We start from the raw sequence: 26,818 nt of genomic DNA, 5'->3' as shown, positions 1-26,818 counted from the left end.
GCCGTATGCTGAAAATCCGCGTCATTCCCTGTCTCGACGTAAAGGACGGGCGCGTCGTCAAGGGCGTCAACTTCGTCAATCTGCGCGACGCGGGCGACCCCGCGGCGGCGGCCGTGGCTTATGACGCGGCCGGCGCGGACGAGCTGTGCTTTCTCGACATCTCCGCCACCCATGAGGGCAGGGGGATTCTGCTCGACAAGGTCGCCGAAACCGCCGAGCGCTGCTTCATGCCGCTCACCGTCGGCGGCGGGGTGCGCGCGAGCGAGGATTTCCGTAATCTCCTGCTCGCCGGCGCCGACAAGGTCGCGGTCAATTCCGCCGCCTTGGCCGAGCCCGCCTTCATCGCCGAGGCCGCCGAACGGTTCGGGTCGCAATGCGTGGTCGTCGCCATCGACGCGCGCCGGACCGGGCCTGGAAAGTGGGAGGCTTTCACCCATGGCGGACGAAAGCCGACGGGAATCGACGCCGTGGCGTTCGCCCAGGAGGCCGCCCGGCGCGGCGCGGGCGAAATCCTGCTCACCTCGATGGACGCGGACGGGGCGCGCGCCGGCTATGACCTCGGTCTTCTGCGCGCGGTCGCCGGCGCGGTTTCGATCCCCGTCATCGCCTCCGGCGGGGCCGGAACGCTCGACCATCTCGTCGCGGCGGCGCGCGCCGGCGCCTCGGCGGTGCTCGCCGCGTCGATCTTCCATTTCGGCGATCACACCATCGCCGAGGCCAAGGCCGCGCTCGCCGCCGCGGGCCTGCCGGCGCGGCTGTGAGCGATTGGAGGTTAGGGACTAGAAGCGCATGCGTCGTCCCGGATGCTGCGCGGCATGAAATGCCGCGCAGCCGGTCCGGGACCGGGTTCGGCGGGGCCCGGCGCCTGCCGCGCGCGATCCCGGGTCTGCATTGCATCATGAAGATGCTGCAATGCGCCCGGGACGACAGGCCCTCTTCCTAATCCCCAATCCCTCATCGCCATTCCCCATTGCTGCCGCCTGTCTTTTGACGCTTACTGCCGCCCATGACGAATGAACGCGACACGCTGGGATCCGCCCTCGACCGCCTCGCCGCGACCATTGAAGCGCGCCGCGGCGCCGATCCGGAAACGTCGTACACGGCGTCCCTGCTCGCCGGCGGCGCGGAGCGGTGCGCGAAGAAATTCGGCGAGGAGGCGACGGAGACCGTCATCGCCGCCGTTTCGGGCGACGCGGACGCGCTCGCCGGCGAGGCCGCCGACGCGCTCTATCATCTGCTCGCGCTGCTCGCCGCGGCGGGCGTTCCGCCCGAAGCGGTCGCGGCCGCGCTCGCCCGCCGCGAAGGCGTCTCCGGCCATGCGGAGAAAGCCGCGCGGAAGAGTGATTAGGGATTGAGTACATGCGTCGTCCCGGATGCTGCGCGGCATGAAATGCCGCGCCGCTGATCCGGGACCGGGTTCGGCGGGGCTCCGCGCCTGTCGCGCGCGATCCCGGGTCTGCATTGCATCATGAAGATGCTGCAATGCGCCCGGGACGACAGGCCCTCTTCCTAATCCCTAATCCCTTATCAGCCCAGCCTCGACGGCGAGGGCGCGCAGGCTCTTCTCCGGCCTGGCGCCGAAATGACTGATGATCTCCGCGGCCGCCAGCGCCCCAAGTCGGCCGGCGCGCGCGAGATCGAAATCGCGCGCAAGGCCGTAGAGCAGCCCCGCGGCGTAGGCGTCGCCGGCGCCCGTCGTGTCGACAAGCCGCGCCGGGCTGATCGCCTCGATCGCCACGGGCTCGCCCTCGCGCGGAATGAGGAGCGAGCCTTTCTCCGACCGCGTCACGGCCGTCAGCCGGCAGAGCGCGCGGGCCCGTTCGGCGATGCGTTCGAGATCGTCCGTTTCAAACAGCGTTTCCGCCTCGCGTTCGTTGGCGAGCAGAATATCGACATGAGCGCCGATGAAGTCGATGAAAGCCGTATGCTGACGGTCGACGCAGCTCGAATCGGAAAGCGTGAGCGCCGCGCGCCGGCCGGCGGCCTTGGCCGTCTCGCAGGCTTTCACGAAGGCCCGCCGCGCGATCGGCTGTTCGAACAGATAGCCCTCGAAAAAGGTGATCGCCGCGCTCTCGACGAAAGCAGGATCGACGTCGTCGGGCGACACATGGCCGGCCGCGCCGAGAAAGGTCGTCATGGAGCGCTGCGCGTCCGGCGTGACATTGATGAGGCAGCGGCCGGTGGCGGGCCCTTCCGTCAACGGCGCGGTCTCGAAGGCGACGCCCAGCGCATGCAAATCGTGCCGGAAAATCTCGCCCAGCGCGTCGTCCGCCACCTTGCCGATGAAGCCGCCGCGCCCGCCCAGCGAAGCGAGGCACGCGATCGAATTCGCCGCCGAGCCGCCGGAGATCTCCACCCCCGGGGCCATCGCGTCGTAAATCTCCTTCGCGCGCGCCTCGTCGATCAGGATCATCCCGCCCTTGGGGATCGAATGGGCGGCGAGAAAGGCGTCGTCGGCCTTCGCCAGGACGTCGACGATCGCATTGCCGACGCCGATGACGTCGAGGCTGGGTTCGGCCATGAGGTCCCCTGCTCTTGCAGCCGGCGCGATTTACGCCGCGTTGACCGCGCGCTTATAAGGATGCGCGCGGTAGGGCGCAACCGAGCCCGCCCGGCAGGACGCGAGAGAAGGATGAACGGCATGAACGCATCGGCGCGGCATGAGCGGATGACGGCGCGGCGCGCGGGCGCCTGCGCGCTCTTTCTTGCGCTCGCCGGCTGCGCGAGCGTCGCCGACGCGCCGCGCGGGAGCGAAAGCGCGGCGGCGAGGCCGAAGCCCGGTCCGGCCGCGCCGGTCTTTCTGCGCGGAGACGTTCTGGGACGCGACGCGGCCGCGCTCGACGCGCTGCTCGGCGCGCCGGCGCTCGTGCGCCGGGAAGGCGCCGGCGAGTTCCGCCGCTACGCGCTCGCCGATTGCGCGCTCATCGTCATTCTGTATCCGGATGAGTCCGGCGCGCCCGCCGCGCGCCATCTCGAAGCGGCCGCCGTGCGCGCCGGCGCGGCGAGGCCCGACCTCGACGATTGTCTGGCGCGGGGCCTTCCCGGCGGGAGGTGAGGCGGCCTCAGGCCGGCTGGGGCGGGGCGTCCGACGCCGCGCGACGCAACCGGCGTTCCGAGCGGCTCAGGAAATAGATCAGCCCGGCGGCCGGAACGCCCATCAGCGCGGTGAGCGCGAAGAACCAGGCGTAGCCCATGGCGTCGACCATGAAGCCAGAAAAGCCGCCTACGAACTTTCCGGGCAGGGCGTAGAACGAGCTGAACAGCGCATATTGCGTCGCCGTGAAGGCGGCGTTGGTCAGGCTCGACATATAGGCGATGAGAATTGTGCCCGCCATGCCGTAGGCGATGTTGTCCACGACCACGGCGATCGCGAGATAAAGGCTTTTCGCCGGCATCAGCGACAGCCAGGAGTAAAGCAGGTTCGTCGCCGACTGCGCGGCGACGCCGATCAGCAGCGCCGGCATGAAGCTGACGCGCAGGAGCAACACTCCGCCCAGAAAGACCCCCAGCATCGTCGCGATCATGCCCGCGCCGCTGCGGATGACGCCGATCTCGGTCTTGTCGTAGCCGAGATCGACATAGAGCGGGCCCGTCATGTAGCCCATCACGAAATCGGGAATGCGGAAAAGCGCGATGAAGGCGAGGATGACCACCGCCGCGCCGCCGTATCGCTTCAGGAAATCCATGAACGGTCCGATGACGGATTCCTTCAGCGCCTGCATCGGCGGCAGGCGCGGCGGGGCGACGTGCTGGCGCGCCTCGACCTTGGGCGCGAACAGCGCCGTCGCAAAACCGATCATCATCAGTCCCGCCATGGCCTGATAGGCGAAGGCCCAGTTCACTGCGTCGGCGATGATGAGCGCGCCCGCGCTGGCCACGAGAATGCCCACGCGGTAGCCGTACTGATACATCGCGGCGAGCACGCCCTGCTCCTCGTCGGTTCCGGCCTCGATGCGCCAGGCGTCGACCGCGATGTCCTGCGTCGCCGAAGCGAAGGCGATCGCGACGGCGACGACGGCCACATAGACGAGATTGGTCCCCGGGTCGGCGAAGGACATCGCCAGAAGCGTCGCCGCGACCGACAGCTGCGCGAGCGCCATCCAGGCGCGCCGGCGCCCGATCATCCGCTCAAGGATCGGCACGGGAACCCGGTCGAGAACCGGCGCCCACAGGAACTTGAAGGTGAAGGCGAAACCCGCCCAGGCGAACAGGCCGATCTCGCCGCGGCTCACGCCCTCCTCGCGCAGCCAGATCGAAAGCGTCTGGAAGATGAGATAAAAGGGAAGGCCCGCCGAAAAGCCGAAGATCAGCATCACGAGGGCGCGCGGGCGCAGATAAAGCGCGACGGCTTCGCGCAGCGAGCGCTTGGGCGGTTCTTCGGGCGCGGGCGGTTCTGTCGTCATGCGGCGACGCTAACTGGGTTTGCTTCGAAGCGATAGTTTGCGCGGCGTCGCGGCGGGATTATGACGCCGCTTCCACGGCGCGCGCGCGGCCGCGGGCCCATTTCTTCAGCATGGCGTGAAGATCGTCGGGCTCGAACGGCTTGGAGAGGAAGTCGTCCATGCCGGCCGCGAGGCATTTCTGCCGGTCGGCGGCCATGGCGTTGGCGGTGAGCGCGATGATCGGCGTATCGCATTTAGGCGGGTCGAGCCGGCGGATTCGGCGCGCGGCCTCAAGCCCGTCGACGCCGGGCATGTGCATGTCCATGAAGACGACGTCGTAGCGCTCGCGCGCCAGCGCCTCGAGCGCGTCGGTCCCGTTCGCGGCGACGTCGACCCGGTGTCCGGCGCGCCGGATGAGCGCGACCGCGAGGACGGCGTTGATCTGGTTGTCTTCCGCCAGCAGCACCCGCAGCCGCGCCGCTTCCGGCGATGCCTGCCCGGCGCCGGGCCAGGAAGCGGCCGGCGCGGCGGCGGGCCGGGCGGACGCGGCGGGGCGCGGGGCGCGCGCCAACTCGCGCAGCAGCGTCGTCCGGCGCACCGGCTTGACGAGATAACCGTCGAAGCCGGCCGCGCGCAGCCGTTCCAGCGCCGCGCGCTGATGAGCGCCGACGAGCGCGAGCGACCGGACCGCCGCGCCGGCGAGCCGCGCGCCCTGATCGCCCTCCGCATAGGCGATGTCGCATATGAGGGTCGCGCCGGGAAGATCGGCGAGCGCCGCGCGGGCCGCGTCGGCGTCTGTTTCTGTACGGATCGTTTCGACGCCGAATGCCGCGAGCTGTCGGGCGAGCGTCTCGGCCAGCGCAGACGCAGGCGCGGCGACCACCACGGGACCCGCTTCGAGGCGCGCCGGCGCCGGCGGCGCGGCGGCGGCTTGGAGTGGCGCAGCGAAGGTGAAGAGGCTGCCCTCACCCGGCGCGCTTTCGAGCGTGATGTCCCCGCCCATGGCGCGGGCGAGCTTGCGGGCGATCGCAAGGCCGAGTCCCGTTCCTTCCGATCGGCGCCCGCGCGTCGAGTCCGCCTGCGCGAACTCCTCGAAAATCGATTCCTGCGCCTCGGGCGGCACGCCCACGCCGGTGTCGCGCACCCGGAAGGCGATCGCGCGACGGCCGTCCGGGCCGTCCGCCGGACCCGCCTCGACCGTAACGGTCCCTTCGTCGGTGAACTTCACGGCGTTGCCGACGAGATTGATGAGCACCTGGCGCACCCGCGCCTCGTCGCCGAGAAGCCGGCGCGGCGTTTCAGGATCGACGAAATAGGCGAGCTCGACGCCTTTGGCCGCCGCGCGCGGGGCGAGCAGCTCGCTGACGTTCTGGACGAGCCCATAGGGGTCGAACGGCGCCTCCTCGAGGTCGAGCCGGCCCGAGTCGAGCTTCGAATAGTCGAGGATGTCGTTGATGAGCGCGAGCAGGCTGGCGCCCGATTCGCGCACCGCCTCGGCGTAGGCGCGCTGGCTGGGCGAAAGATCCGTATCGAGAAGAAGCCCCGTCATGCCGAGAATGCCGTTGAGCGGCGTGCGCATCTCGTGGCTCATAGTGGCCAGGAAACGCATCTTGTCGTCCCCGCCCGGCGGGATGCGCGTCTTGCCGCCGGCCCCGTCCTCGGGCCGGCCGACATAGAGCCGCTCGCCGGCGGGCAGCAGGATCTCCTCCCAATCGATGACGCACTCGCCGCCGGCGCGGCGCGCGGCGGTCCGGTACCGGGCCGGCGCGTCGAGCGTGGCGGCTTCGCCGCCCGGCGCGAAAGGCAGGCCGAGCCAGTCAGCGGCGGAGCGGCCGAAGAAGTCGGCGAAGCTGCGGCTGACGAAGCGGATCGCGCCGGCGCGGTCGCAAAGGGCGATCAGTTCGCTGGCGGCGCGACGCGGGAGAGAGGCTGACGACATGCGGCGGACGGTCCCCGACGATCTGTCCGCCGACTATCGCCCGCGCGCCTTGAAGATTCGGTTAGGCGCCGTGGTTAACGCGCCGCCCGCCCGCCGCCGCGAAGGCCGCCCCTTGGGCCGCGCCCGGCGGCTCGCCCGGGTCGCGCCGGCGATAGCTCACCGCCTCGGCGATGTGGCGCCGGCGCACGCCGTCGGCGCCGTCGAGATCGGCGAGCGTGCGCGCCAGGCGCAAGGTTCGGTGATAGCCGCGCGCGGAAAGCCCCAGGGTCTCGGCCGCCCGGGCGAGCAGGTTCGCCCCTTCCGCGTCGGGCGCGGCGACGCGGGCGAGCGCCGCGTCGGGCAGCGCGGCGTTCACCGCCGCCGGCAGGGCGAGCCCACGCGCCCGTTCGAGCTGAGCCTCGCGCGCGGCCGCGACCCGGGCCGCGACCGCCGCGCTCGTCTCGCCCGCGGCCGGCGCGGCGAGATCGGCCGCAGCCACAGGCTGGAGCTCCAGCGCGATGTCGATGCGGTCGAGAAGCGGGCCGGAGATGCGCGCCTGATAGACCGCCTCGCAATTGGCCCCGCGCCCGCAGGCCCGCCCGCTCGCCCGCCCGTAGCCGCAGCGGCAGGGATTCATCGCCGCGACGAGCTGGAAGCGGGCCGGATAGCGCACATGGGCGTTGGCGCGCGCGATGAGCACGTCGCCGGTTTCGAGCGGCTGGCGCAGCGCGTCGAGCACCGGCGCGGCGAACTCCGGCAGCTCGTCGAGAAAGAGAACGCCGTGATGGGCGAGCGACGCCTCGCCTGGCCGGGCCCGCGCCCCGCCGCCGATCATCGCCGCCATCGAGGCCGAATGGTGCGGCGCGCGGAAGGGCCGCGCGCGGGTGAGCCGCCCCCCTTCGAGCCGCCCGGCGAGGGACTGGATCATGGAGACTTCCAGCGTCTCCTCCGGCGTGAGCGGAGGCAGCAGGCCCGGCAGGCGCGCGGCGAGCATCGACTTGCCGGCGCCGGGCGGGCCGACCATCAGGAGATTGTGCCCGCCCGCGGCGGCGACTTCGAGCGCGCGCTTGGCCGCCTCCTGGCCTTTCACCTCGGCGAGGTCGGGCGCGGCGGGCGCGGGCGCGAGCGCGCCCGGGCGGGGCGGGGCGAGCGTCTGCGTTCCCTTGAAATGGTTGACGAGCTGAATGAGGCTCGCCGGGGCGAGAATGCGCGCCTCGCCCCCGGCCCAGGCGGCCTCCGCCCCGCAGGCTGCCGGGCAGATGAGGCCGAGGCCGCGCGCGTTCGCGGCGATCGCCGCGGGCAGCGCCCCGGCCACCGGCGCGATCGACCCGTCGAGGCCGAGCTCGCCGATCACCGCGAAGCCTTCGGCCGCGTCGCGCGGACAGGCCCCCATCTCCATCAGCAGCGCGAGCGCGATGGCGAGATCGAAATGCCCGCCTTCCTTGGGCAGGTCGGCCGGCGCGAGGTTGACCGTGACCCGCCGCGGCGGCAGGCCGAGCCCCACGGCGGCGAGCGCCGCCTGCACCCGTTCGCGCGATTCGGAGACCGCCTTGTCGGGCAGACCGACGATGGCGAAGTGGAACGACCCGCCGGACATCTGGGCCTGCACGGTCACGGGCCGGGCCTCGACCCCGTGAAAGGCGAAGGTGGAAAGCTGCGCGACCACAGGCGCCCCCTACGGCTTGGTCCCATCGATCAGTTTCGGCTGAACGGCGGGCGGGCGCCCGCCGCGAATACGCGCAACCGGAAACGCGACGCGAAGACGCAACCGCCGGGAAGCATGCCGCGCCCTTCAGAACATTTCAAGAACAAATTCTCGCCGGAGTTTAACGATGACGACGGGGCGCGCCGCTTGCAGGGCGTAGTAGTAAGACGTTGCGCGCGGCGGTTCGAACGCCGCCGCGCATGCGCCTCCTTGGGGAACGCTGTCGGGGAGACTGTCGGGGCCGATGACCGTCGTCCGCATCATCCACGCGCCGGACCGGCGCGCGCTCGCCTGTCAGGCCGCCGCCGCACTGGCGGGCGAGGGCTACGGCGTCCTGCGCGCCGAGCCGGCCGAGGCGGGCGCGCTCGCCGGCGCGGCCGCCGCCGATGTCGTTCTGTGGTCGCCGGAATTGCTGCAATGGCCGGAAGCCCTCGAAGTCGCGCGCCGCGCCTTCGAGGCGCGCCGGCTGGTGCCGGCCGCGCTCGGCGCCTTCGATCCGCCCGAGCCTTTCGCCGCGCTGCAGCCGGTCGATCTGGCGGGCTGGCGCGGCGCGGCGGACGACCCGCGCTGGCGCTTCGTGCTCGACGACATCGCCCTCGCGCGCCGGCGCGCCGCGCTCGCATCGGAGCCGGCCGAGGCGGAGACGCCGGCCCCGCCGCCGCGCGAGGAAAGCCGGCGCGCGCCGGCGCGCGACGACGCGGGCGAGGCCGCCTTCGCCTTCGCCGAGGATCCGCTCGCGGGCGCGCCGGCCGTCGAGGAGGCGCCCTTTATTCTCCCTATACGGACGATCATGGTCGGCGTCGGCGTCCTCGCTCTCGCGGCGCTCGTCGCCCTCTTCGCCGCGCCGCGCCCGCAAGCCGAAAAGACGAGGGCCGCGCCGCAATTCGCGCCGGCGCCCGTCCCTGACCCCGCGGTCCCCGTCGAGACCGCGCCCGTGCTCGCGTTCGCGCGCCCCGCGGAAGAGGCCGGCGCGCCCCTGGAGAGGCCGCCGCCGGACGTCGCGCCGCCTCCCTTGCGCGACGCCCCGCTTTCCGTCGCGGCGGACGATGGCGGGACGGATGACGGCGCAGACATTCTGCCTACTACGGATGAAATGGCGTCGCCCGACGCGTCGGCCGAAAAGGAAGATTTGCCGCCCGAAACGCCGTCCCCGGCCGAAGCGGCGGAGGAGGAGGGCGAGCGGGGCGAGGAAGGCGGGGCGAGCGAGGAAGTCGCCGAAATCCTGACGCCCCGGCTTCCCCCGACGCCAGCGGACGATTTTCTCGGCGTCGTCTTTCGCGACTGTCTCGACTGTCCGGACATGGCGGAGATCCCCGGCGGCGCCTTTCGCATGGGCGCGCCGGACAACGAGCCCGGCCGCGACGAATCCGAAGGCCCGGCGCGACTCGTCGCGCTCGCGCCCTTCGCCCTGTCGCGCCGCGAGATCACGCGGGCGCAGTGGGCGGCCTGCGTCCGGGACGGCGCCTGCCCGCCGCTCGAGGCCGAACCGCCTGCCTGGGCGGACGGGCGGGCGCGCGCGCGCCTGCCGGCCGCCGGCGTGTCATGGGAGGACGCGCGCCGTTACGCCGACTGGCTGTCGGCGAAGACTGGCCGGGCCTATCGGCTGCCCAGCGAGGCCGAGTGGGAATACGCCGCCCGCGCCGGGCGGGCCTCGCCATACGCCTTCGGCGCGGCGCCGGGCCCCGGGACGGCCAACTTCGACGGGGCGCTGCGGGCGCTGGAGGATCCGGAGGCGGTCGTGCGCGCGCCTCTGCCCGCCGGCTCTTACCCGGCGAACGCCTTCGGGCTGTTCGACATGCACGGCAATGTCTGGGAGTGGGTCGCGGACTGCTGGACCGACAGCCACGCCGGCGCGCCCGAGGACGGCCGGGCGCGCAGTTGGGACTGCGCCGCGCGCGCGCTCAAGGGCGGCAGCTATGCGTCCGCGCCGGCGGACCTGCGCGCGGCGCGGCGGCGCGGCCTCGACGCGACGGCGCGCCGCCCCGACGCCGGGTTTCGCGTGGCGCGCGATCTGCCTTAGGCAGGTTCGCCCGGGCGGACGGTTTCGCCTTCGAAACGCGCAGGAATTTTTCCCCGCGCCCTCCACAAAGCCGCGAAGCGGCCTAGCATGAAGTCCATGGACTCATCGCCCGACGCGCCCGTTTTCCAGATCTACGCCCATGCGGCCAATGCGGCCTTCGTGGACAAGATCGCGCGCGCCCTCGACCTGGCCGGCTGCCGGGTGGCGAACGGCCCGTTCGACCCCGAAGCCGTCGACGCGGTGATCGTGGTGTGGTCGGGCGCGGCGATCAATTCGCCCGCGCTCATCGCCGCGGCCGAGGCGCCGCGCGCGGCCGGCGCGCTCGCGCCCGTCTCCATCGGCCGGATCGAGCCGCCCGAGCCGTTTCAGGCGATCCCGGCGGTCAATCTCGGCGGCTGGACGGGCGATCCCGACGATCCGCGCTGGCGGCGCGCGCTCGAAGCGGCGCGCCAGGTCGCCGCCCGCCGGCGCGGGCTGGGTCCAGCGCCGGGGCAAGCAGCGCCCGTCTCCGTTCCGCATACGGATAACAGCGGCGCGCTTGGAGAAAAGCTGCGGCGCGCGCGCGCCGGCGCCGGCCGAGCAGCGCGAAAGGCGGGACGCGCCGCTGCGGCGGCCGGCGGCCTCGCCGGGCGGGCGCTTGCGCGCGGGGCCGGCCTCGCCGCGGGCGGGCTCTCCCGCGCATTCCGGGCGCTTTCCGGCGCGCGCGCCCCTATCGCGCGCGGATTCGCGGCCGCGCGCGGCCGGCTCGGCGCCCTGTCCGGGGGGACGTTCGGCCGCCTCAGGGGCGTCTCGCTCGACCCGCTGCTCCGTTTGCTGACGAGTCGGCCGGCGCTGACGGCGACGGGCCTGGCCGCCTTCGCCATCGTCGCGGCGGGGCTGCTTCTCGCGCCGAACGGCGCGCCCGATCCCGGCCGTCGCGCCGATGCGCCGCGTGCGGAACGTCCCGCGCCGGCGCCTTCAACGGCGCCCGAGGAAAGCGGCCCGCCGACGCTCGCCCATCTCCAGCCGCTCGATGCGCCGGCGGCGGACGAAGCGCCGAAGGAAGCGCCGCCTGCGGAAGGAGACGCCGACCCGGACGCTCCCGCGCCGGGAGAAACGCCCGACCGGCTCGCCGCGCTGATCGCCGACGCGACCGAGGCGGCTGCGCAGGAAGAAGCGCCCGCCGGGCCGGAAGACGCCGCGCCGGAAACGGCCGAGCCGGAGCCCCCCTCGGCCGCCGCGTCGGGCGAGGCTTTTCGCGACTGCGACGTCTGCCCCTTGATGCGCGTCGCGCCGGCGGGGTCGTTCCGCATGGGCTCGCCGCCGAACGAGCCGGCGCGCCAGGCGAGCGAGGGCCCGCAGATCGACGTCGCGATCGCCCGTCCTTTCGCCATCGGCGTTCATGAAATCACTTTCGCCCAATGGGACGCCTGCGTCGCCGACGGCGGCTGCGACCGCCATGCGCCGGGCGACGCCGGCTGGGGCCGGGGCGAGCGGCCCGTGATCAACGTCTCCTGGGACGACGCGCAGGCCTATGTCCGCTGGCTGTCGGAGAAGACGGGAAAGGCCTATCGGCTGCCCAGCGAAGCCGAATGGGAATACGCCGCCCGGGCCGGCGCGACGACGCCCTTCGCGACCGGCATGGCGATCACGCCCGATCAGGCGAACTTCAACGGCGAACATCCCTATATCGGCGAGCCCGGACTGTTCCGTAAGCAGACGGTTCCGGTCGGGCGCTTCGCGCCCAACGCCTTCGGCCTTCACGACATGCACGGCAATGTGTGGGAGTGGGTCGCCGACTGCTGGACCCACAGCCACGCCGGCGCGCCGACCGACGGGGCCGCGCGCGAGGGCGGCGACTGCGCGCGCCGCGTGCTGAAAGGCGGCGCGTGGAACACCGGCGCGTGGCGCCTGCGCGCCGGCCACCGCCTGCCCAAGCCCGCCGCCGCGCGCGAGTTCGACAACGGCTTCCGGGTGGCCAGAGACGTCGGAGAATAGCGAACAGGCCTCGCGGGCGCCGGCTATTCCCGCTTCAACCCCAGCACGTCGCGCATGTCGTAAAGCCCCGCCGGCTTGCCGACGGCCCATTTCGCCGCGGCGACCGCGCCTTTCGCGAACAGCCCGCGATCGATCGCGCTGTGGGAGAGGGCGATGACCTCCTCCCCGCCGGCGAACAGCACCTGATGCTCGCCGACGATCCCGCCGCCGCGCGCCACCGCGAAACCGATGTCGCCGGCCCGGCGCGGGCCGGTCTGGCCGTCGCGCGCCCGCACGGCCTTCGCTTCGAGATCGACGCCGCGCCCCTTCGCCGCCGCGCGCGCCAGCATGAGCGCGGTGCCGGAGGGCGCGTCGACCTTGTGCCGGTGATGGGCCTCGATGATTTCGATGTCGTACTCGTCCGAGAGCCGGCGCGCGGCCTCCTCCACGAGGGCGGCGAGCAGGTTGACGCCGAGCGACATGTTGCCCGAGCGCACGACGGGGATCTTCTCGGCGGCGGCGGCGACGTCCCGCTCCTGCGCCGCGTCAAGGCCGGTGGTGCCGAGGACGAGCGCGACGCCGGCCGCCGCGGCCGCGCCGGCGAGGGCGGCCGAAGCGGCGGGGGCGGAGAAATCGATCACGGCGTCGGCGCGCTTGAGGCCCTCCTCGGGCGAGTCCGCCACCTCAAGGCCCAGCGCGTCGAGCCCGGCGAGCCGGCCGAGATCGGCCCCGACCTGATCGCCGCCGGGCCGGTCGAAGCCGCCGGCGAGCGCGACGCCCGGCGTCTTCAGCACTTCGCGGATCACCGCCCGGCCCATGCGCCCGCCGGCGCCGGCGATGAGGATGGAGATGGTCGCCATGGCGCGCCCTTTCGCTCAAGCTGCGTGCGCCGCCCGCTTGCCGGAACGGGCCCGCCCGGTCAATCCCGACCGCCGGCGGCGACGGCCGCCTGCTTTTCCCCGGCCGCCGGCCAGACGAGCTCGTAGGTCACGAGATAGGCGTCGTGGTCGGACAGCATCCGCCCGTCCCGCGGCGCGTCGAACAGCGCCTCGACCCGGATCGGGCGAACCGCGACGTCGGCGCCGCTCGAAAAACCCTGCAGGTCCTGCGTGTCGAGCCAGGGCGCGTCGCCGTCCCAGGACATGGCGACCTCGCACCCCGAGTCCGCCCTGACGCAGTATCGGCGTACGATCTCGCCGGGAAGCGTGTCGGTCTTGTGTTCGAAGCGGTCCGTCGAATTGCGCGTGTTGAAATCGCCGGCGTAGATGAACGGCCGGTCGGGATTCAGCGCCTTTTTCAACAGCAGCGCGATCTCGTCGATCTGACGCTGATGGGCGACGAGCGCGCGCGCCTTCGATACGCCCGAGGCGCCGTTGGCGTTGAGATGGGTGTTGAGGATCTGCACCGGCGCGGGAACGCCGGGCATCTCGATTTCGAGCAGCATCGCGCCCTTGTTGGCGAGACAGTCATAGCCCGCGCAGCTATGCCGCCCGAAGGGCGTCATATGCGCGGCCGTGATCGGATAGTCGCTGAAGACGTAAAGCCCGCTCGAAAGAATCTTGCCCAGCTTCTCGCCCTTGAAGAAGCGCCGCTTGCGGACGAATTCCGGATCAGGCGGCGGCCCGTCGAGCGCGCTGCGGTCGGACGCGCGCGGGCCGCGCAGGCGGTTCGAATAAGGCGCGCCGACGGCCGCCGCGGCGGGAATGAACGCCTCCTGCAGCAGCAGCACGTCCGGCGCGCGCCCCGCCTCATGCAACGCCGCGATCTCTCCGGCGATGGCGCGCAGGGCCCTCTTGCGGCCGCTCTTGATCGGCCAGGGCAGGCCCGCGACGTTGTAGGTCATGACCGAAAGCTCGGCGCGCGCCATGCCCGTCGCGGCGTCGATCTCGACGCGCGCCGGCTTTCCCGCCGGCCCGGGCAGGGCCTGCGGCGGGGGGTGGCTCGCGCAGGCGGCGAGCGCGAGCGCGGCGGCGAGGATCGCAGCGGGCGGGCCCGTCCGGCGCAGCCGCGTCAATACGTCTGTAAGCGGATGAAATGTCAGCGCGATGGTCGGGACCGCCATAAGTGCGCCGATCATGCCCAAGCCCGGCCAGCTTGTCGAGGCGGAGAAGGCGGTCTCATCGCCCGTCGGCGATGCTTTCCCAGAAGGCCCTGGCGCGCTGGAAGAATCCCTTCGACTGCGGGCAGCACTCCTCGCCGCCGCCGCCTTCCTCGCAGAACTGCCTGAGGAGCTCCTTCTGGCGGGCGTTGAGGCCGACCGGCGTTTCGACCTTGATCTCGACATAGAGATCGCCGCGGCCCTTGTCGTGAAGGCGCGTCATGCCCTTGCCGCGCACGCGGAAGCGCTTGCCGGTCTGGACGCCTTCGGGGATCGAGATCTTGACCTTGCCGCCTTCGATGGTCGGCGCCTCGATCTCGCCGCCGAGGGCGGCGGTGGTCATCGGCACGGGAAGCTCGCAGTAAAGATCGGCGCCGTCGCGCTCGAAAAGCTCGTGGCCGCGGACCTTGACGAAGATGTAGAGATCGCCCTCGGGCCCGCCGCGCGGACCGGCTTCGCCCTCGCCGGACAGCCGGATGCGCGTGCCGTCCTCGATGCCGGCGGGCACGTCGACGACGAGCTTGCGCTCGCGGCGCACCCTGCCCTGGCCGCGGCAGTCCGTACACGGATCGGTCACCACGCGGCCTTCCCCGCCGCAGGCCGGACACGTCCGCTCGATGGTGAAGAAGCCCTGGGTCATGCGCACCCGACCCGCGCCCCGGCAGGTCTGGCAGGTCGAGGGGCCTGCGCCGGGCCGCGCGCCCGAGCCCGAGCAGGTCTCGCAGGCGACCGAGCCGGGCACGACGATTTCGGCCTTCTTGCCGGTGAAGGCTTCGCGCAGGGTGATCTCGAGCGTATATTTGAGGTCGGCGCCGCGGCCCGGCCCGCGCGCGCGGGCGCGCGGGCCCATGAACTCGCCGAAAATGTCGTCGAAGACGTCGGCGAAGGAGGCCGCGCTGAAGCCGTGCGGTCCGCCGAACCCGTGCGCGCCGTTCAGGCCGCCGTTGAAGGCGGCGCGGCCGTAGCGGTCATAGGCGGCGCGCTTTTGCGGATCCGAAAGGATCTCGTAGGCCTCGTTGATCTCCTTGAACTTCTGCTCCGCGGACGGATCGTCGCGGTTGCGGTCGGGGTGGTATTTGAGCGCGGCCTTGCGGAAGGCGGCCTTGATGGCCGCCTGGTCGGCGCCGCGGTCGACATTCAGAATGTCGTAATAGCACTGCTGCGCCATAAGCCTCCGCGCGGCCCTCAACGGGGTAAATGGCGAAGTTGCAAAATCGTGAATGGAACGCGCGCGTCAACCATTCACGACTCGCCCTTCGCGATTTCGCCCTAATCCTTCTTCTCGCCGTCGACCTCCTCGAAGTCGGCGTCGACGACGCCGTCGCCGCTTTCAGGCGAGCCCGCGCCTTCGCCCGCCTCGCCGGCCGCGCCGGCTTCGGCGTTCGCCTTGTACATGGCCTCGCCGAGCTTCATCGAGGCCTGCAGCAGCGACTGGGTCGCGGCGGAGATTTCCTCCGCGCTCGCTCCGTCCTTGCCGAGGACCACGCGGGTCGCGGCGATCGCGTCCTCGATCGCCTTGCGATCGGCCTCGGCGATCTTCTCGCCATGCTCCTTGAGCGTCTTTTCGGTCTGATGCGCGGCGGCTTCGGCGTTGTTGCGCGCCTCGGCGAGCGCCCGGCGCTTCTTGTCCGCTTCGGCGTTGGCCTCGGCCTCCTTGACCATCTTCTCGATATCTTCGTCGGAAAGCCCGCCCGAGGCCTGAATGCGGATCGACTGCTCCTTGCCGGTCGCCTTGTCCTTGGCCGAGACGTGGACGATGCCGTTGGCGTCGATGTCGAAGGTCACCTCGATCTGCGGCACGCCGCGCGGGGCGGGCGGGATGCCGACGAGATCGAACTGGCCGAGCAGCTTGTTGTCGGCCGCCATCTCGCGCTCGCCCTGGAAGACGCGGATCGTGACGGCGGACTGGTTGTCCTCGGCGGTCGAGAAGATCTGCGACTTCTTCGTCGGGATCGTGGTGTTGCGCTCGATGAGGCGGGTGAAGACGCCGCCCAGGGTCTCGATGCCGAGCGACAGGGGCGTCACGTCGAGCAGGAGCACGTCCTTGACGTCGCCCTGCAGCACGCCGGCCTGGATCGCCGCGCCGAGCGCGACCACCTCGTCCGGGTTGACGCCCTTGTGCGGATCCTTGCCGAAGAACTGCTTCACCGTCTCCTGCACCTTCGGCATGCGGGTCATGCCGCCGACGAGAATGACCTCGTCGATGTCGCCGGGCGCGAGGCCCGCGTCCTTGAGCGCGGCCTTGCACGGATCGACGGTGCGTTTGACCAGATCCTCGACGAGGCTTTCGAGCTTGGCGCGCGACAGCTTGATGTTGAGATGCTTCGGCCCGGTCTGGTCGGCGGTGATGAAGGGCAGGTTGACCTCGTAATGGGTGGTCGAGGACAGCTCCTTCTTGGCCTTCTCGGCCTCCTCCTTGAGGCGCTGGAGCGCGAGCTTGTCCTTGCGCAGGTCGATGCCCTGGTCTTTCTTGAACTCCTCGGCGAGGTAATCGACGATCCTGAGGTCGAAGTCCTCGCCGCCGAGGAAGGTGTCGCCGTTCGTCGCCAGCACTTCGAACACGCCGTCGCCGATTTCGAGGATCGAGATGTCGAAGGTGCCGCCGCCGAGGTCGTAGACGGCGATCTTCTTGCCCTCCTTCTTCTCGAAGCCGTAGGCGAGGGCCGCCGCGGTCGGCTCGTTGATGATGCGCAGCACCTCAAGGCCGGCGATCTTGCCGGCGTCCTTGGTGGCCTGGCGCTGGGAGTCGTTGAAATAGGCGGGCACGGTGATGACGGCCTGGGTGACCGGCTCGCCGAGATAGGCCTCGGCGGTCTCCTTCATCTTCTGAAGGACGAAGGCGGAGATTTGCGAGGGGGCGTATTTCTCGCCCCGGGATTCGACCCAGGCGTCGCCGTTGTCGGCCTTGACGATCTTGTAGGGCACCATGCCGATGTCCTTCTGGACGATCGGATCGTCGAAGCGCCGGCCGATCAGGCGCTTGATGGCGAAGAAGGTGTTTTCGGGATTGGTGACCGCCTGGCGCTTGGCCGGCTGGCCGATCAGCCGCTCGCCGTCCTCGGTGAAGGCGACGACGGACGGCGTGGTGCGCGATCCTTCCGCGTTCTCGATGACCTTGGGCTCTTTGCCCTCCATGACCGCGACGCACGAGTTCGTCGTGCCGAGGTCGATGCCGATGACTTTGCCCATGCCTTGTTCTCCTCGCGAGCGAGCCGCCCGCTTGCTCCGAACCTTGGCGCGCAGGTCCGCCGCCTGGAAGAGGCGCGCGAACGTCCGCAAGCGTCCGGAAGGGACGGCCCCTGATCCTTGCTATAAAGCGCCGCCGCCCGTTTTCCGCCCGTCAGCGACGCCGTTCGCAAGGGCATATAGGCAGGCCGTTTCGGCCCCGCAACCCGCCGGAGGCGGGGACGGAGCATTTATACGGGCCTGATCGCGCAGCGCCGGCCCGGCCGGACGGATCGCCGCGCGGCGCGGCGGCCCGAGGGGGCGCGCGACAACCCTTCCGTTACGATTTTCGCCCAGCGTGCGTGCGACAGCAGGGGAGCCAGACATGGACGCGCCGCTTGAACGACTGAAAGAGGCCGCCGACCGGCTGAGCGCCGTAAGAGAGCACGAAAAGATCGCCGCCTGGGACGGCCGGCTCGGCCGGATGATCGCCGCCGCGAAAGCCGTCGGCTGGTGTTTCGTCGCCGCGCTGGGCGGGGCCGCCGCCTGGGCCGTATACGGCGCCGCGAGCGGCTGGATCGCCGCCGCGGCCGCGGCCGTCGGCGCGGCGATCATCGCTTACGCGCTGCTGCGCGCCTGGCGCGCGCTCGCCGCGCCGGCCCGCGCCAGCGATTTGCTGATCGAAGAACTTCAGACCCGCGCAAGCCGGCTCGGCGGCGTCCTCAGCGCGGCGCGGCTCCTGCGCGGCGGGCGGGGAAGGGCCGATCGCTGACGGCGCGGCCTCTCAAATATCTGTAGACGGATGAAAACGCCGGGCCGGCCGTCATCCCCGGCCGGCCCCGTTCGCCGCGTATTTCCGCCAGTTCGGCGGTCTGCGGAAGCCTCCCGTTAACCACGCCCGTCGGTTCTTCCTTAACCGGAATGCGCCAGCCTGTCGCGCGAGGAAGGACCCGATCCATGCGCGCAGAAATCGCGGCCGCAGTCGCCGTCGTGCTTCTTTCCATCGGCGCCGTGCGCCAGTTCGAAGACGCCGCGCCCGGCGCGGCCGAGACGAACGCGAATCCGCCGCGGCTCGCGGCGGCCGCGCCGGGACGCCTTTCCGACGTCTATGCCGGCTTCGTCGACGAGGTGCGCGTGCCGGCCGCGCGCGACCAGCAGTTCTACGTGACCGCCGCGGTCAACAACGCGCCGGCGCCGTTTCTGGTGGATACGGGCGCGGGCTTCGTGGCCCTGCGCGAATCCGACGCCCGCGCCGCAGGCATCCATACGGCGTGGACGGACTTTTCCCATCCGGTGCGCACCGCGAACGGCGAGACCAGGGCCGCGCTCGTCTATGTCGACGCGATCGAGATCGGCCCCCTGCGGGTGGAGAACGTCAAGGCTTTCGTGCTGGCCGACGATCAGCTGGGGATCAACCTGCTCGGCATGAGCTTCCTGTCGCGGCTCGACAGCGTCGAAGCCCGCGGCGGCGAGCTCGTCCTGCGCGGGTGAGCGGGCAGGGATTGGGGATTTGGGATTAGAGACGTGCGTCGTCCCGGATGCGGCGCAGCGCGCGGCGCGGCGCTGCTGGTCCGGGACCGCTGTCCGCAAACGCCGCGCCTGCCGCGCACGATCCCGGGTCTGCATCGCATCATCGAAGATGCCGCAATGCGCCCGGGATGACGGGCCCTTCTTCCTAATCCCTAATCCCCAATCCCTGCCCCCTCGCCGCCCCTTTTGCCCTTCGCCGCGCCTTGCTTTACCGTCCCGGCCAAACTTCGGGACAGAAAAGCAACTTCGGGTGATCCTCATGCGTCTATTCGCTCTCCGCCGCGCCGTCGGGGCGCTTGCGACCGTCTCCGCGCTCGCGCTCGCCGCGGCTTGCGGCGGCCAGAACGAAACCCCCGCCCCCGGCGGGTCCCTCGCCGACGGGGCCGAAGCGCCCCGCGCCTACGGGCCGAAGGAGGCGCCGGCCGGGCCGGCCACGGTCGAGGACGCGCGCGCCTTCATCGACCGGGTGGAGAAGACCTACGCCGAGCTTAACGAGGCGGCCGCGCGCACCTATTGGGTGCAGGCGACCTACATCAATTACGACACCAACTGGCTGGCCACCCAGATGAGCGAAAAGCTCACCCAGGTCGCAGTCGATTTCGCCAACGAAACGAAACGCTTCGACGGCCTGGACCTGCCCGCCGACCTCAAGCGCAAGATGGACATGGTGCGCGCCGGGATCACCCTGCCGGCGCCGACCGCGGAAGGCGCGGCCGGCGAGCTCGCCGAGATCACGACGCGGCTCAGCGCGGTCTATTCGACCGGCAAGATCGAGTTCGAAGGCGAGACCGTGCCCCAGGACGAAACCGAAGTCCTGATGCGGACCCTGCGCGACCCGGCCAAGCTCGCCGAGGTCTGGACGAAATGGCGCGAGGTCGCCAAGGCCATGAAGGCGGATTACGTGCGCCTCGTCGAGATCGCCAATGAAGGCGCGCGCGAGCTTGGTTTCTCCGACGTCGGCGAGATGTGGCGCTCGGGCTACGACATGGAGCCGGACGCCTTCGCCGAGGAGGTCGACCGGCTATGGGGCCAGGTGAAGCCCCTTTACGACGAGCTGCACTGTCATGTGCGCGCCAAGCTCAACGAGCGCTACGGCGACGCGGTCGTCCCCCTCGACCAGCCGATCCGCGCCGACCTGCTCGGCAATATGTGGGCGCAGTCCTGGGCGCCGCTCGCCGACATCGTCGCGCCGGAAGGCGCCGGCGAGCCGATCGACCTCGACGCGCTTCTCGTCGAGAAGGGCTACACGCCGGAGAAAATGACGCGCACGGCCGAAGCCTTCTTCGCCTCCCTCGGCTTCGAGCCGCTGCCCGAGACCTTCTGGGAACGATCGCAGATCGTCAAGCCGGAAGGGCGCGAGGTCGTGTGCCACGCCTCGGCCTGGAATCTCGACGACAAGGACGATCTGCGCATCAAGATGTGCACCAAGGTCAACGCCGAGGATTTCCGCACGCTGCATCACGAACTCGGCCACAATTTCTACCAGCGCGCCTACAAGGAGCAGTCGACGCTCCACCGCGCCGGCGCCCATGACGGCTTCCACGAAGCGATCGGCGACATGATCGCGCTGTCGATCACGCCGGAATATCTCAAGCAGATCGGGCTCATCGAGGAGGTCCCGGACGCCGACGCAGATCTCGGACTCCTGATGAGCCGCGCGCTCGACAAGATCGCCTTCCTGCCCTTCGGCCTCGTCGTCGACAAGTGGCGGTGGCAGGCTTTTTCCGGCGCGCTTTCGCCCGATCAGTACAATGACGGGTGGTGGGCGCTCAGGACCCAGTATCAGGGAATCCGCCCGCCGGCCGAACGCGGCGCGGACGCGTTCGATCCGGGCTCGAAGTATCACGTGCCGAACAACGTGCCCTATATGCGCTATTTCCTCGCGCATATCCTGCAGTTCCAGTTCTACAAGGCGGCCTGCGACCAGATCGGCTGGGAAGGCCCGCTGCACCGGTGCTCCTTCTACGGATCGAAAGAGGTCGGCGAGAAGTTCAAGGCCATGCTGGAGATGGGCGCCTCCCGGCCCTGGCCCGAAGCGCTCGAGGCCTTTACCGGCTCGCGCCAAATGGACGGCTCGGCGGTGGTCGAATATTTCGCCCCGCTGATGGACTGGCTGAAAGAACAGAACGCCGACCGCCAGTGCGGCTGGTAGCGCCAAGGGTGAGGGATTGGGGATTAGGGATTAGGAAGAGGGCCTGTCGTCCCGGACGCATTGCAGCATCATCGATGATGCGATGCAGACCCGGGATCGCGCGCGGCAGGCGCCGAGTCCCGCCGCATCCGGGACGACGAAGGCCTTTAATCTCCAATTTCTGCGCCCCGCCCTGCTGACAAAAACTGTCACCTTTTCCGGTTAGGCTCGCCCTGTCGTCCCGGCCGGCGCGCGGATCCCGCCCGCTTTCGCCCGCCGCCATGGAGCCGAAGGCCCGTCGCGGCCGGGACGACGCCCGCCCGCCGGCGCCGATTCCAGCCGCCCAGTCGATTCGCCTACGGATGAATTGACGCAACCGCCACGCCCGGCCCCTCGATCAGACCCTTGAGCAACGCCTTTTCCCGCACCTGATTCATTTGCATCTCGCGCCCCGGTCCTCTTTAATGTCGCCCCCGGCAGCGCAGGGGCCGAAAGAGGCCCCCCGGAAAGACAATCATGCCGCTCCTTTCCCGACCTTCGCCGCTTCCCCCGCCTGACGATCGCGCCGCCTGGCGCGCGCGCTACGAGCGGGTCCGCGCCGACGCCATGACGCTCGCCGCGCCGCTGTCGGCGGAGGACCAGCAGGTCCAGTCGATGCCCGACGTCAGCCCGACGAAATGGCATCTCGCCCATACGACATGGTTTTTCGAAACCTTCATCCTCCAGCCGTCGGCCGCCGGCTACGCGCCCTTCGATCCCGACTACGGCTATCTGTTCAATTCCTATTACGAGGCGGTCGGCGCGCGCCATCCGCGCCCGGAGCGCGGGCTGCTGACCCGGCCCGCCCTGGCCGACATCCATCGCTATCGCGCGCATGTGGACGGCGCGATGGCGCGCTTCATCGAGACCGCGCCGGCTGCGACGTGGGCCGAAGCCGCGCCGCTGGTCGAGCTCGGCCTCCATCACGAAGAGCAGCATCAGGAGCTGATCCTGATGGACATAAAGCACGTCTTCTCGATGAACCCCCTGAAGCCCGCTTACCGGCCCTACGCGCCGCACGAGGCGCGCAGCGCCGCTCCCATGGGCTGGGAATCGTTCGAGGGCGGACTGTACGAAATCGGCCATGACGGAGACGGCTTCGCCTTCGACAACGAAAGCCCGCGTCACAAGGCCTGGCTCGAACCCTTCCGGCTCGCCGATCGTCTCGTGACGAATGCGGAATATTGCGCCTTCATCGAGGACGGCGGCTATGAGCGGCCCGAATTGTGGCTGTCGGACGGCTGGGCGGCCGTTTGCGCCGAGGGCTGGACCGCGCCGCTTTACTGGCGGCGCGACGACGACGGGGGCTGGCGCGTCTTCACCCTCGCCGGCGAGCAGCCCATGAACTCGGTCGAGCCGGTCTGTCATGTCAGCTATTACGAGGCCGACGCCTTCGCGCGCTGGGCGGGCCGGCGCCTGCCGCGCGAGGCCGAATGGGAGGCGGCGGCCGCGCGCCTGCCGGACGGGGCCGCCGCGCAAGGCAATTTCCGCGAGGCCGGCGCGTTTCATCCCCTGCCGGCGAAGCCGGACGCGGGCCTGCGGCAGATGTTCGGCGACGTCTGGGAGTGGACGCAGTCTCCGTATACGCCCTATCCTGGCTTCAGGCCCGCCGCCGGCGCGGTCGGGGAGTATAACGGCAAGTTCATGTCCGGCCAGATGGTGCTGCGCGGCGGGGCGGCGGTCACCCCCGCGGCCCACATCCGCGCGACCTATCGCAACTTCTTCCCGCCTGGCGCGCGCTGGGCTTTCTCCGGCATAAGGCTCGCCGACGATGCTTAAACCCGCTCCCCGCCCCGCCGCGACGCCCGCCGTAGAGTTCATCGACCTCGCCGCGCGCGACGAGAGCTTCGAGGAAGCCTTCCTCGCCGGCATGAGCCGGCGCGACAAGGCCGTGCCCTGCCGCTTTCTGTATGACGCGCGCGGCTCGGCCCTGTTCGACGAGATCTGCACGCTGCCGGAATATTACCCGACCCGCACGGAGACGCGGCTCCTGAAGGCGCGCGCCGGCGAAATCGCCGCGGCGGCCGGCCCGCACGCAGCGCTCGTCGAGCTCGGCTCCGGCTCGAGCGTCAAGACGCGCATTCTGCTCGACCGGCTCGACCGGCCGGGCGCCTATATGCCGGTGGACGTCAGCCGGCAGCATCTGCGCGCGGCCGCGGCGCGCATCGCCGCGGACTATCCCGGCCTTCGCGTCGTCGCGCTGTGCGCCGACTACGCCGCGCCGTTCGATCTTCCCCATACGGAGGGCCGGCGGATCGGCTTCTTTCCCGGCTCGACCATCGGCAATCTCTCGCGGGCCGAAGCGAAGGCCCTGCTCGGCGCCTGGCGCGTCCGACTCGGCCCCGGCGGGCTGATGCTGGTCGGCGTCGACCTGAAGAAGAACCCAGCCATGCTCGAAGCGGCCTATGACGACGCGGCCGGCGTGACGGAGGCCTTCATCAAGAACATCCTCGCGCGCGCCAACGCCGAGCTCCGCGGCGATTTCGATCTCGCCCGCTTCGACTACGAGGCGCGCTGGAATCCCGAAGCGGGCCGCGTGGAGATGCATCTCGTCGCCCGCGGCGCGCAGCGCGCCCGCGCGGGCGGGCGCGTCTTCTCCTTCGCCGACGGCGAGCGCATCCATGTGGAGAACTCCCACAAATACGGCCTCGAGGAATTCGCCGCCCTCGCCCGCGCCGCCGGCTTTTCCTCGAAAGCGCGCTATACGGACGAGGGCCGGCTATTCAGCCTGCATCTGCTCGAAGCGTAGGCTCGAGTTTCTCACGCCTGCCCGAAGCGGGTGAAAAGATCGGCGAGGACGATCTCGACCTCGCCGCGGGTCGCATCGAAGCTCTTGTCGGTGAGGATCACATAGTCCGCGCGCCGCCTTTTCTCCGCGTCCGGTGTCTGGCGGGCGAGAATGGCGTCGAGTTTCCGCGCCGTCATGCCGGAACGGCCGAGCACCCGCGCGCGCTGCATTTCCGCCGGCGCGGAGACGACGACCACCGCGTCGTAATCGCCTTCCTGGCCGGTCTCGAACAGAAGCGGCACGTCGAGAACCGCGATCTTCGCCCCCTGCGCGCGGGCGCGTTCGAGGAAAGCCGCGCGGTCGGCGGCGACGAGCGGATGAACGATCGCTTCGAGGCGGGCGAGCTTTTCCGCGTCGTCCATCACGATCTTCGACAGGCGCATGCGGTCGATCGCGCCGCCCGCGACCGCTTCGGGAAAGGCCGTTCCGACCGGCCCGACGGCCGCGCCGCCTTCGGCGTAAAGCCTGTGCACGGCCTCGTCCGCGCTCCAGGTCGCCGCGCCGAGCGCGCGAAACATGCCGAGCACGGTCGATTTGCCCATGCCGATGGAGCCGGTGAGGCCGACGACGATCATGGCCGTCGCCTCCGCGCGATCGCCGCTTCCAGCGCGGCGCGCAGGGCGCCGTCGACCTTCGCCTCCCTTCCCAGCCAGGCGCGATAGCCGAAAGCGGCCTGGTGCATCAACATGGAAAGCCCGTCCGCGGCGGCGAGACCGCGCGCGCGGGCGCGCCTTAAAAGGTCGGTCTCAAGCGGCGCATAGACGAGATCGGCGACGACCGCGTCGTCGGGCAGCGCGTCGAGCGCGATGTCGAGCGGCGGCGCGCCGGCCATACCGAGGCTGGTCGCGTTGACGAGGGCCTTCGCGCCGGAAAGGACCTTCGCGCGTTCCGACCACGGAACGGCCTCGCCCGCCGCGGCGAGGCTTGCGACCTGCGCGGCCTTCTGCGGACTGCGGTTCGCTACGAGGATGGGGCCATAGCCCGCTTCGGCGAGAGCGAGCACGACGGCGCGCGCGGCTCCGCCGGCGCCGAGTACGACGGCCTTGCCGCCCGGCGCCGTTTCGCCCAACGCCTCGCGCAAGGCCTGCGCGAAGCCGGGAATGTCGGAATTGTCGGCCTCGGCGCCGTCAGGGCCGAAAGTGAGCATGTTCGCCGCGCCGGCGGCCGCAGCCCGCCGGCTCGCCCGCACGGCATAGGCGAGCGCATCCTCCTTATGCGGAAGGGTGACGTTGCAGCCTGCGAAGCCGAGCCCGGCGAGCGCGTCGCAGGCGCGCGCGAACGCTTCATAGGACGGCTCGACCGCCAGCGGCACATAATAGGCGTTGACGCCCTCCCGCTCCGCCCAGAAGCGGTGGATCGCGGGCGAGAGCGAATGGCCGATCGGCCAGCCGATGACGGCGGCGAGACGCGGGCGATCAGCCGGGTCGGACATCACGGTCTCTCCGCTTCAGAAATCGAGGGCGCCGGCCCGGCGCAGAAAGCCCAGCAGCGGCAAGAGCGACAGCCCGAGCACGGCGAAGTAATCGCCCTCGATGCGATCGAACAGCCGCGCGCCGAGGCTCTCGACCTGATAGGCGCCGACGCTCGCCAGAATACCGGGGCCCGCCGCTTCGAGATAGCGGTCGATCTCGCCGTCCGTCAGCGCGCGCATGGAAAGCCGCGGCCGATCGAGATGGCGGAAAACGATCGCCCCGTCTTCGGCGACCGCGACGGCGTTGATGAGCGTATGGGTCCTGCCGCGCCATTCTTTCAGGCGCGCGCGCGCTTCGGCGAGCGAAGCCGGCTTGTCGTAGGGGCGCCCTTCGAATTCGAGGATCTGGTCGGCGCCGACGACGAGCGCCCTCGCCGGCGCGCGGACCGCCCGCGCCTTGGCTTCGGCGAGCCGCATCGCCAGCGTTTCGATGTCGAGCCCTTCGGCGATGCCGGCGCGCTTGATCGCGGCTTCGTCCGTCTCGGGCCGGACGATCTCGAAGGCGAGGCCCGCGTCTTTCAGAATGCGGGCGCGGATGGCGCTGCCGGAGGCGAGAACGATGGGGCGCGGCATGAAAGGCTTTCTCAGGATTCGTTCCGCCGCGCGGAGAGCTTCGTCAGGATCGCCGCCGCGGTCTCCTCGACCGAGCGGCGGGTGACGTCGATCACCGGCCAGCGGTGCTTCGCAAACAGCCGCTTGGCGGCGAGGACCTCGGCCCGGATGGCCTCGAGATCGCAATAGTCGGGCGCGCGGTCGGTCGCGTTCATCGCCCCGAGCCGGCTTGCGCGGATCTGGGCCAGCCGCTCCGGCGAGGCGACGAGGCCGACGATCAGCGGCCGGCGCAGGGAGAACAGCGCCGCCGGCGGTTCGACCCCCGGCGCGAGCGGCACGTTCGCGACCTTCACCCCGCGATTGGCCAGATACATGGCCGTCGGCGTCTTCGAGGTCCGGCTTACCCCGACCAGCACCACGTCGGCGAGCTCGAGATCCCACGCGACCTGCCCGTCGTCGTGGCCGAGCGTGTAGTCGAGCGCGGCGATGCGGCGGAAATAAGCCTCGTTCATTTCGTGCTGGGCGCCCGTGCGCATCGCCTGTTCGAGGCCGAGATAGTCAGCCATCGCTTCGAGAAGCGGATCGAGCACCGGCACGGCGGGCGCGGCGAGCTCCGAACAGCGCGCTTCGAGAATGCGCCGCAGCTCGGGATCGACGATGGTGTAGAGAACGAGGCCCGGCGCGGCTTCGATGCCGGCGAGCGCGCGCTCCAATTGCGCCTTCGAGCGGATAAGCGCGTACATGTGCTCGAGGGGCTTGGCCGGCGCGAACTGCGCCATCACCGCCTTGAGCACGGTCGAGAGCGTCTCGCCGGTCGAATCCGATACGAGATGGACGTGAAACCACGTCGCCAGCGGCGCGCATGGGGAGCGCTCCTGCGACCGCGCCGCCAGATTCTGTTCTTTCACCGCCATGCCTGCCCGCGGGCCTGTCGACATCCTGTTGAAAACGCCCGCAAAAGCGGGCGGGCCGCCCGCGCGCCTTGAAAACCGGCCCGCGGCGCCCGTGCGGCGCCCAGCAGACCGGGAAAACAACCTCTGCGCAAGCCGGTCCGACCGTTTTT

Annotated in this window: 22 protein-coding genes; 10 read left to right on the top strand and 12 right to left on the bottom strand. The window is 70.7% G+C overall.

Going from position 1 to position 26,818, the window contains the following annotated elements; all coding sequences use genetic code 11:
• The first annotated feature begins 5 nt into the window (after window positions 1-5).
• Entirely contained in the window at window positions 6-761 is a 756-nt protein-coding gene (hisF, locus tag CHB64_RS02645) for an imidazole glycerol phosphate synthase subunit HisF (RefSeq protein ID WP_089411020.1), read from the top strand.
• Between the two features lie 245 nt (window positions 762-1,006).
• Complete coding sequence (locus CHB64_RS02640) at window positions 1,007-1,348, top strand: phosphoribosyl-ATP diphosphatase (RefSeq protein WP_089411019.1); 342 nt, start codon at window positions 1,007-1,009, stop codon at window positions 1,346-1,348.
• Between the two features lie 168 nt (window positions 1,349-1,516).
• Here CHB64_RS02640 and CHB64_RS02635 read toward each other — a convergent pair whose 3' ends face one another.
• Window positions 1,517-2,521, bottom strand: coding sequence for an adenosine kinase (locus CHB64_RS02635; RefSeq protein ID WP_089411018.1), 1,005 nt, complete (start codon window positions 2,519-2,521; stop codon window positions 1,517-1,519).
• 120 nt (window positions 2,522-2,641) lie between these two features.
• Between CHB64_RS02635 and CHB64_RS02630 the strand changes: the two genes are divergently transcribed.
• The gene (locus CHB64_RS02630) at window positions 2,642-3,055 is read left to right on the top strand and encodes a hypothetical protein (RefSeq protein WP_143265922.1); all 414 of its coding nucleotides are present in this window, start codon (window positions 2,642-2,644) and stop codon (window positions 3,053-3,055) included.
• A gap of 7 nt (window positions 3,056-3,062) precedes the next feature.
• Here the strand turns inward: CHB64_RS02630 and CHB64_RS02625 are convergent, their stop codons facing one another.
• The 3 genes from CHB64_RS02625 to CHB64_RS02615 all read right to left on the bottom strand — a co-directional run bounded on the left by CHB64_RS02625 (window position 3,063) and on the right by CHB64_RS02615 (window position 7,966).
• Window positions 3,063-4,403, bottom strand: a complete 1,341-nt coding sequence (locus CHB64_RS02625) for an AmpG family muropeptide MFS transporter (RefSeq protein WP_089411016.1) — start codon at window positions 4,401-4,403, stop codon at window positions 3,063-3,065.
• Between the two features lie 58 nt (window positions 4,404-4,461).
• Window positions 4,462-6,321 (bottom strand): response regulator, encoded by a 1,860-nt coding sequence (locus tag CHB64_RS02620; RefSeq protein WP_089411015.1) that lies wholly within the window; start codon window positions 6,319-6,321, stop codon window positions 4,462-4,464.
• Window positions 6,322-6,382: 61 nt separating this feature from the next.
• Window positions 6,383-7,966: a YifB family Mg chelatase-like AAA ATPase gene (locus CHB64_RS02615; protein WP_089411014.1), complete on the bottom strand. Its 1,584-nt coding sequence runs from the start codon at window positions 7,964-7,966 to the stop codon at window positions 6,383-6,385.
• 283 nt (window positions 7,967-8,249) lie between these two features.
• Between CHB64_RS02615 and CHB64_RS02610 the strand changes: the two genes are divergently transcribed.
• Together CHB64_RS02610 and CHB64_RS15330 are read left to right on the top strand one after the other, a co-directional pair.
• Window positions 8,250-10,025, top strand: coding sequence for a formylglycine-generating enzyme family protein (locus CHB64_RS02610; protein WP_089411013.1), 1,776 nt, complete (start codon window positions 8,250-8,252; stop codon window positions 10,023-10,025).
• Between the two features lie 96 nt (window positions 10,026-10,121).
• Window positions 10,122-12,002, top strand: a complete 1,881-nt coding sequence (locus CHB64_RS15330; RefSeq protein WP_200815205.1) for a formylglycine-generating enzyme family protein — start codon at window positions 10,122-10,124, stop codon at window positions 12,000-12,002.
• Window positions 12,003-12,025: 23 nt separating this feature from the next.
• Here CHB64_RS15330 and dapB read toward each other — a convergent pair whose 3' ends face one another.
• From dapB to dnaK, 4 genes are all read right to left on the bottom strand, one after another.
• The gene (gene dapB / locus CHB64_RS02600) at window positions 12,026-12,841 is read right to left on the bottom strand and encodes a 4-hydroxy-tetrahydrodipicolinate reductase (RefSeq protein ID WP_089411012.1); all 816 of its coding nucleotides are present in this window, start codon (window positions 12,839-12,841) and stop codon (window positions 12,026-12,028) included.
• Window positions 12,842-12,900: 59 nt separating this feature from the next.
• On the bottom strand, window positions 12,901-14,058 hold the full coding sequence (locus CHB64_RS02595) for an endonuclease/exonuclease/phosphatase family protein (RefSeq protein ID WP_089411011.1): 1,158 nt from the start codon (window positions 14,056-14,058) through the stop codon (window positions 12,901-12,903).
• 40 nt (window positions 14,059-14,098) lie between these two features.
• Entirely contained in the window at window positions 14,099-15,247 is a 1,149-nt protein-coding gene (gene dnaJ / locus CHB64_RS02590; protein WP_089411010.1) for a molecular chaperone DnaJ, read from the bottom strand.
• 101 nt (window positions 15,248-15,348) lie between these two features.
• Window positions 15,349-17,268 carry a molecular chaperone DnaK gene (dnaK, locus tag CHB64_RS02585; RefSeq protein WP_089411009.1) on the bottom strand — a complete coding sequence of 640 codons (1,920 nt, stop codon included), beginning with the start codon at window positions 17,266-17,268 and terminating at the stop codon, window positions 15,349-15,351.
• 361 nt (window positions 17,269-17,629) lie between these two features.
• On the opposite strand from dnaK, the gene CHB64_RS02580 reads away from it, so the two are divergent.
• From CHB64_RS02580 to egtD, 5 genes are all read left to right on the top strand, one after another.
• Window positions 17,630-18,016: a hypothetical protein gene (locus CHB64_RS02580; protein WP_089411008.1), complete on the top strand. Its 387-nt coding sequence runs from the start codon at window positions 17,630-17,632 to the stop codon at window positions 18,014-18,016.
• 185 nt (window positions 18,017-18,201) lie between these two features.
• On the top strand, window positions 18,202-18,735 hold the full coding sequence (locus CHB64_RS02575; RefSeq protein ID WP_159462386.1) for a retropepsin-like aspartic protease family protein: 534 nt from the start codon (window positions 18,202-18,204) through the stop codon (window positions 18,733-18,735).
• Window positions 18,736-19,033: 298 nt separating this feature from the next.
• Window positions 19,034-20,926: a M2 family metallopeptidase gene (locus tag CHB64_RS02570; RefSeq protein ID WP_089411443.1), complete on the top strand. Its 1,893-nt coding sequence runs from the start codon at window positions 19,034-19,036 to the stop codon at window positions 20,924-20,926.
• Between the two features lie 495 nt (window positions 20,927-21,421).
• On the top strand, window positions 21,422-22,723 hold the full coding sequence (egtB, locus tag CHB64_RS02565) for an ergothioneine biosynthesis protein EgtB (RefSeq protein ID WP_089411006.1): 1,302 nt from the start codon (window positions 21,422-21,424) through the stop codon (window positions 22,721-22,723).
• Window positions 22,716-23,693: an L-histidine N(alpha)-methyltransferase gene (egtD, locus tag CHB64_RS02560; protein WP_089411005.1), complete on the top strand. Its 978-nt coding sequence runs from the start codon at window positions 22,716-22,718 to the stop codon at window positions 23,691-23,693. Before egtB ends, egtD begins: the two co-directional genes overlap by 8 nt.
• Before the next feature lie 11 nt (window positions 23,694-23,704).
• On the opposite strand, the gene coaE is transcribed toward egtD, so the two are convergent.
• From coaE to CHB64_RS02540, 4 genes are read right to left on the bottom strand one after another with little or no spacing between them, the layout of a single operon-like run.
• Window positions 23,705-24,307, bottom strand: coding sequence for a dephospho-CoA kinase (gene coaE, locus CHB64_RS02555; RefSeq protein ID WP_089411004.1), 603 nt, complete (start codon window positions 24,305-24,307; stop codon window positions 23,705-23,707).
• On the bottom strand, window positions 24,304-25,164 hold the full coding sequence (locus tag CHB64_RS02550) for a shikimate dehydrogenase family protein (protein WP_089411003.1): 861 nt from the start codon (window positions 25,162-25,164) through the stop codon (window positions 24,304-24,306). Before CHB64_RS02550 ends, coaE begins: the two co-directional genes overlap by 4 nt.
• Window positions 25,165-25,179: 15 nt before the next feature.
• A complete protein-coding gene (locus CHB64_RS02545; RefSeq protein WP_089411002.1) occupies window positions 25,180-25,776 on the bottom strand; it encodes a Maf family protein in 597 nt (198 codons plus the stop codon).
• Window positions 25,777-25,787: 11 nt separating this feature from the next.
• The gene (locus tag CHB64_RS02540; protein ID WP_089411001.1) at window positions 25,788-26,669 is read right to left on the bottom strand and encodes a pyruvate, water dikinase regulatory protein; all 882 of its coding nucleotides are present in this window, start codon (window positions 26,667-26,669) and stop codon (window positions 25,788-25,790) included.
• Window positions 26,670-26,818 lie beyond the last annotated feature (149 nt).

This window comes from Amphiplicatus metriothermophilus (assembly GCF_900199215.1).
Taxonomy (GTDB): Bacteria; Pseudomonadota; Alphaproteobacteria; order Caulobacterales; family Parvularculaceae; genus Amphiplicatus; species Amphiplicatus metriothermophilus.
Note: the sequence above shows the minus strand (reverse complement) of the source record. Positions and strands in the feature narration are given on the sequence as shown.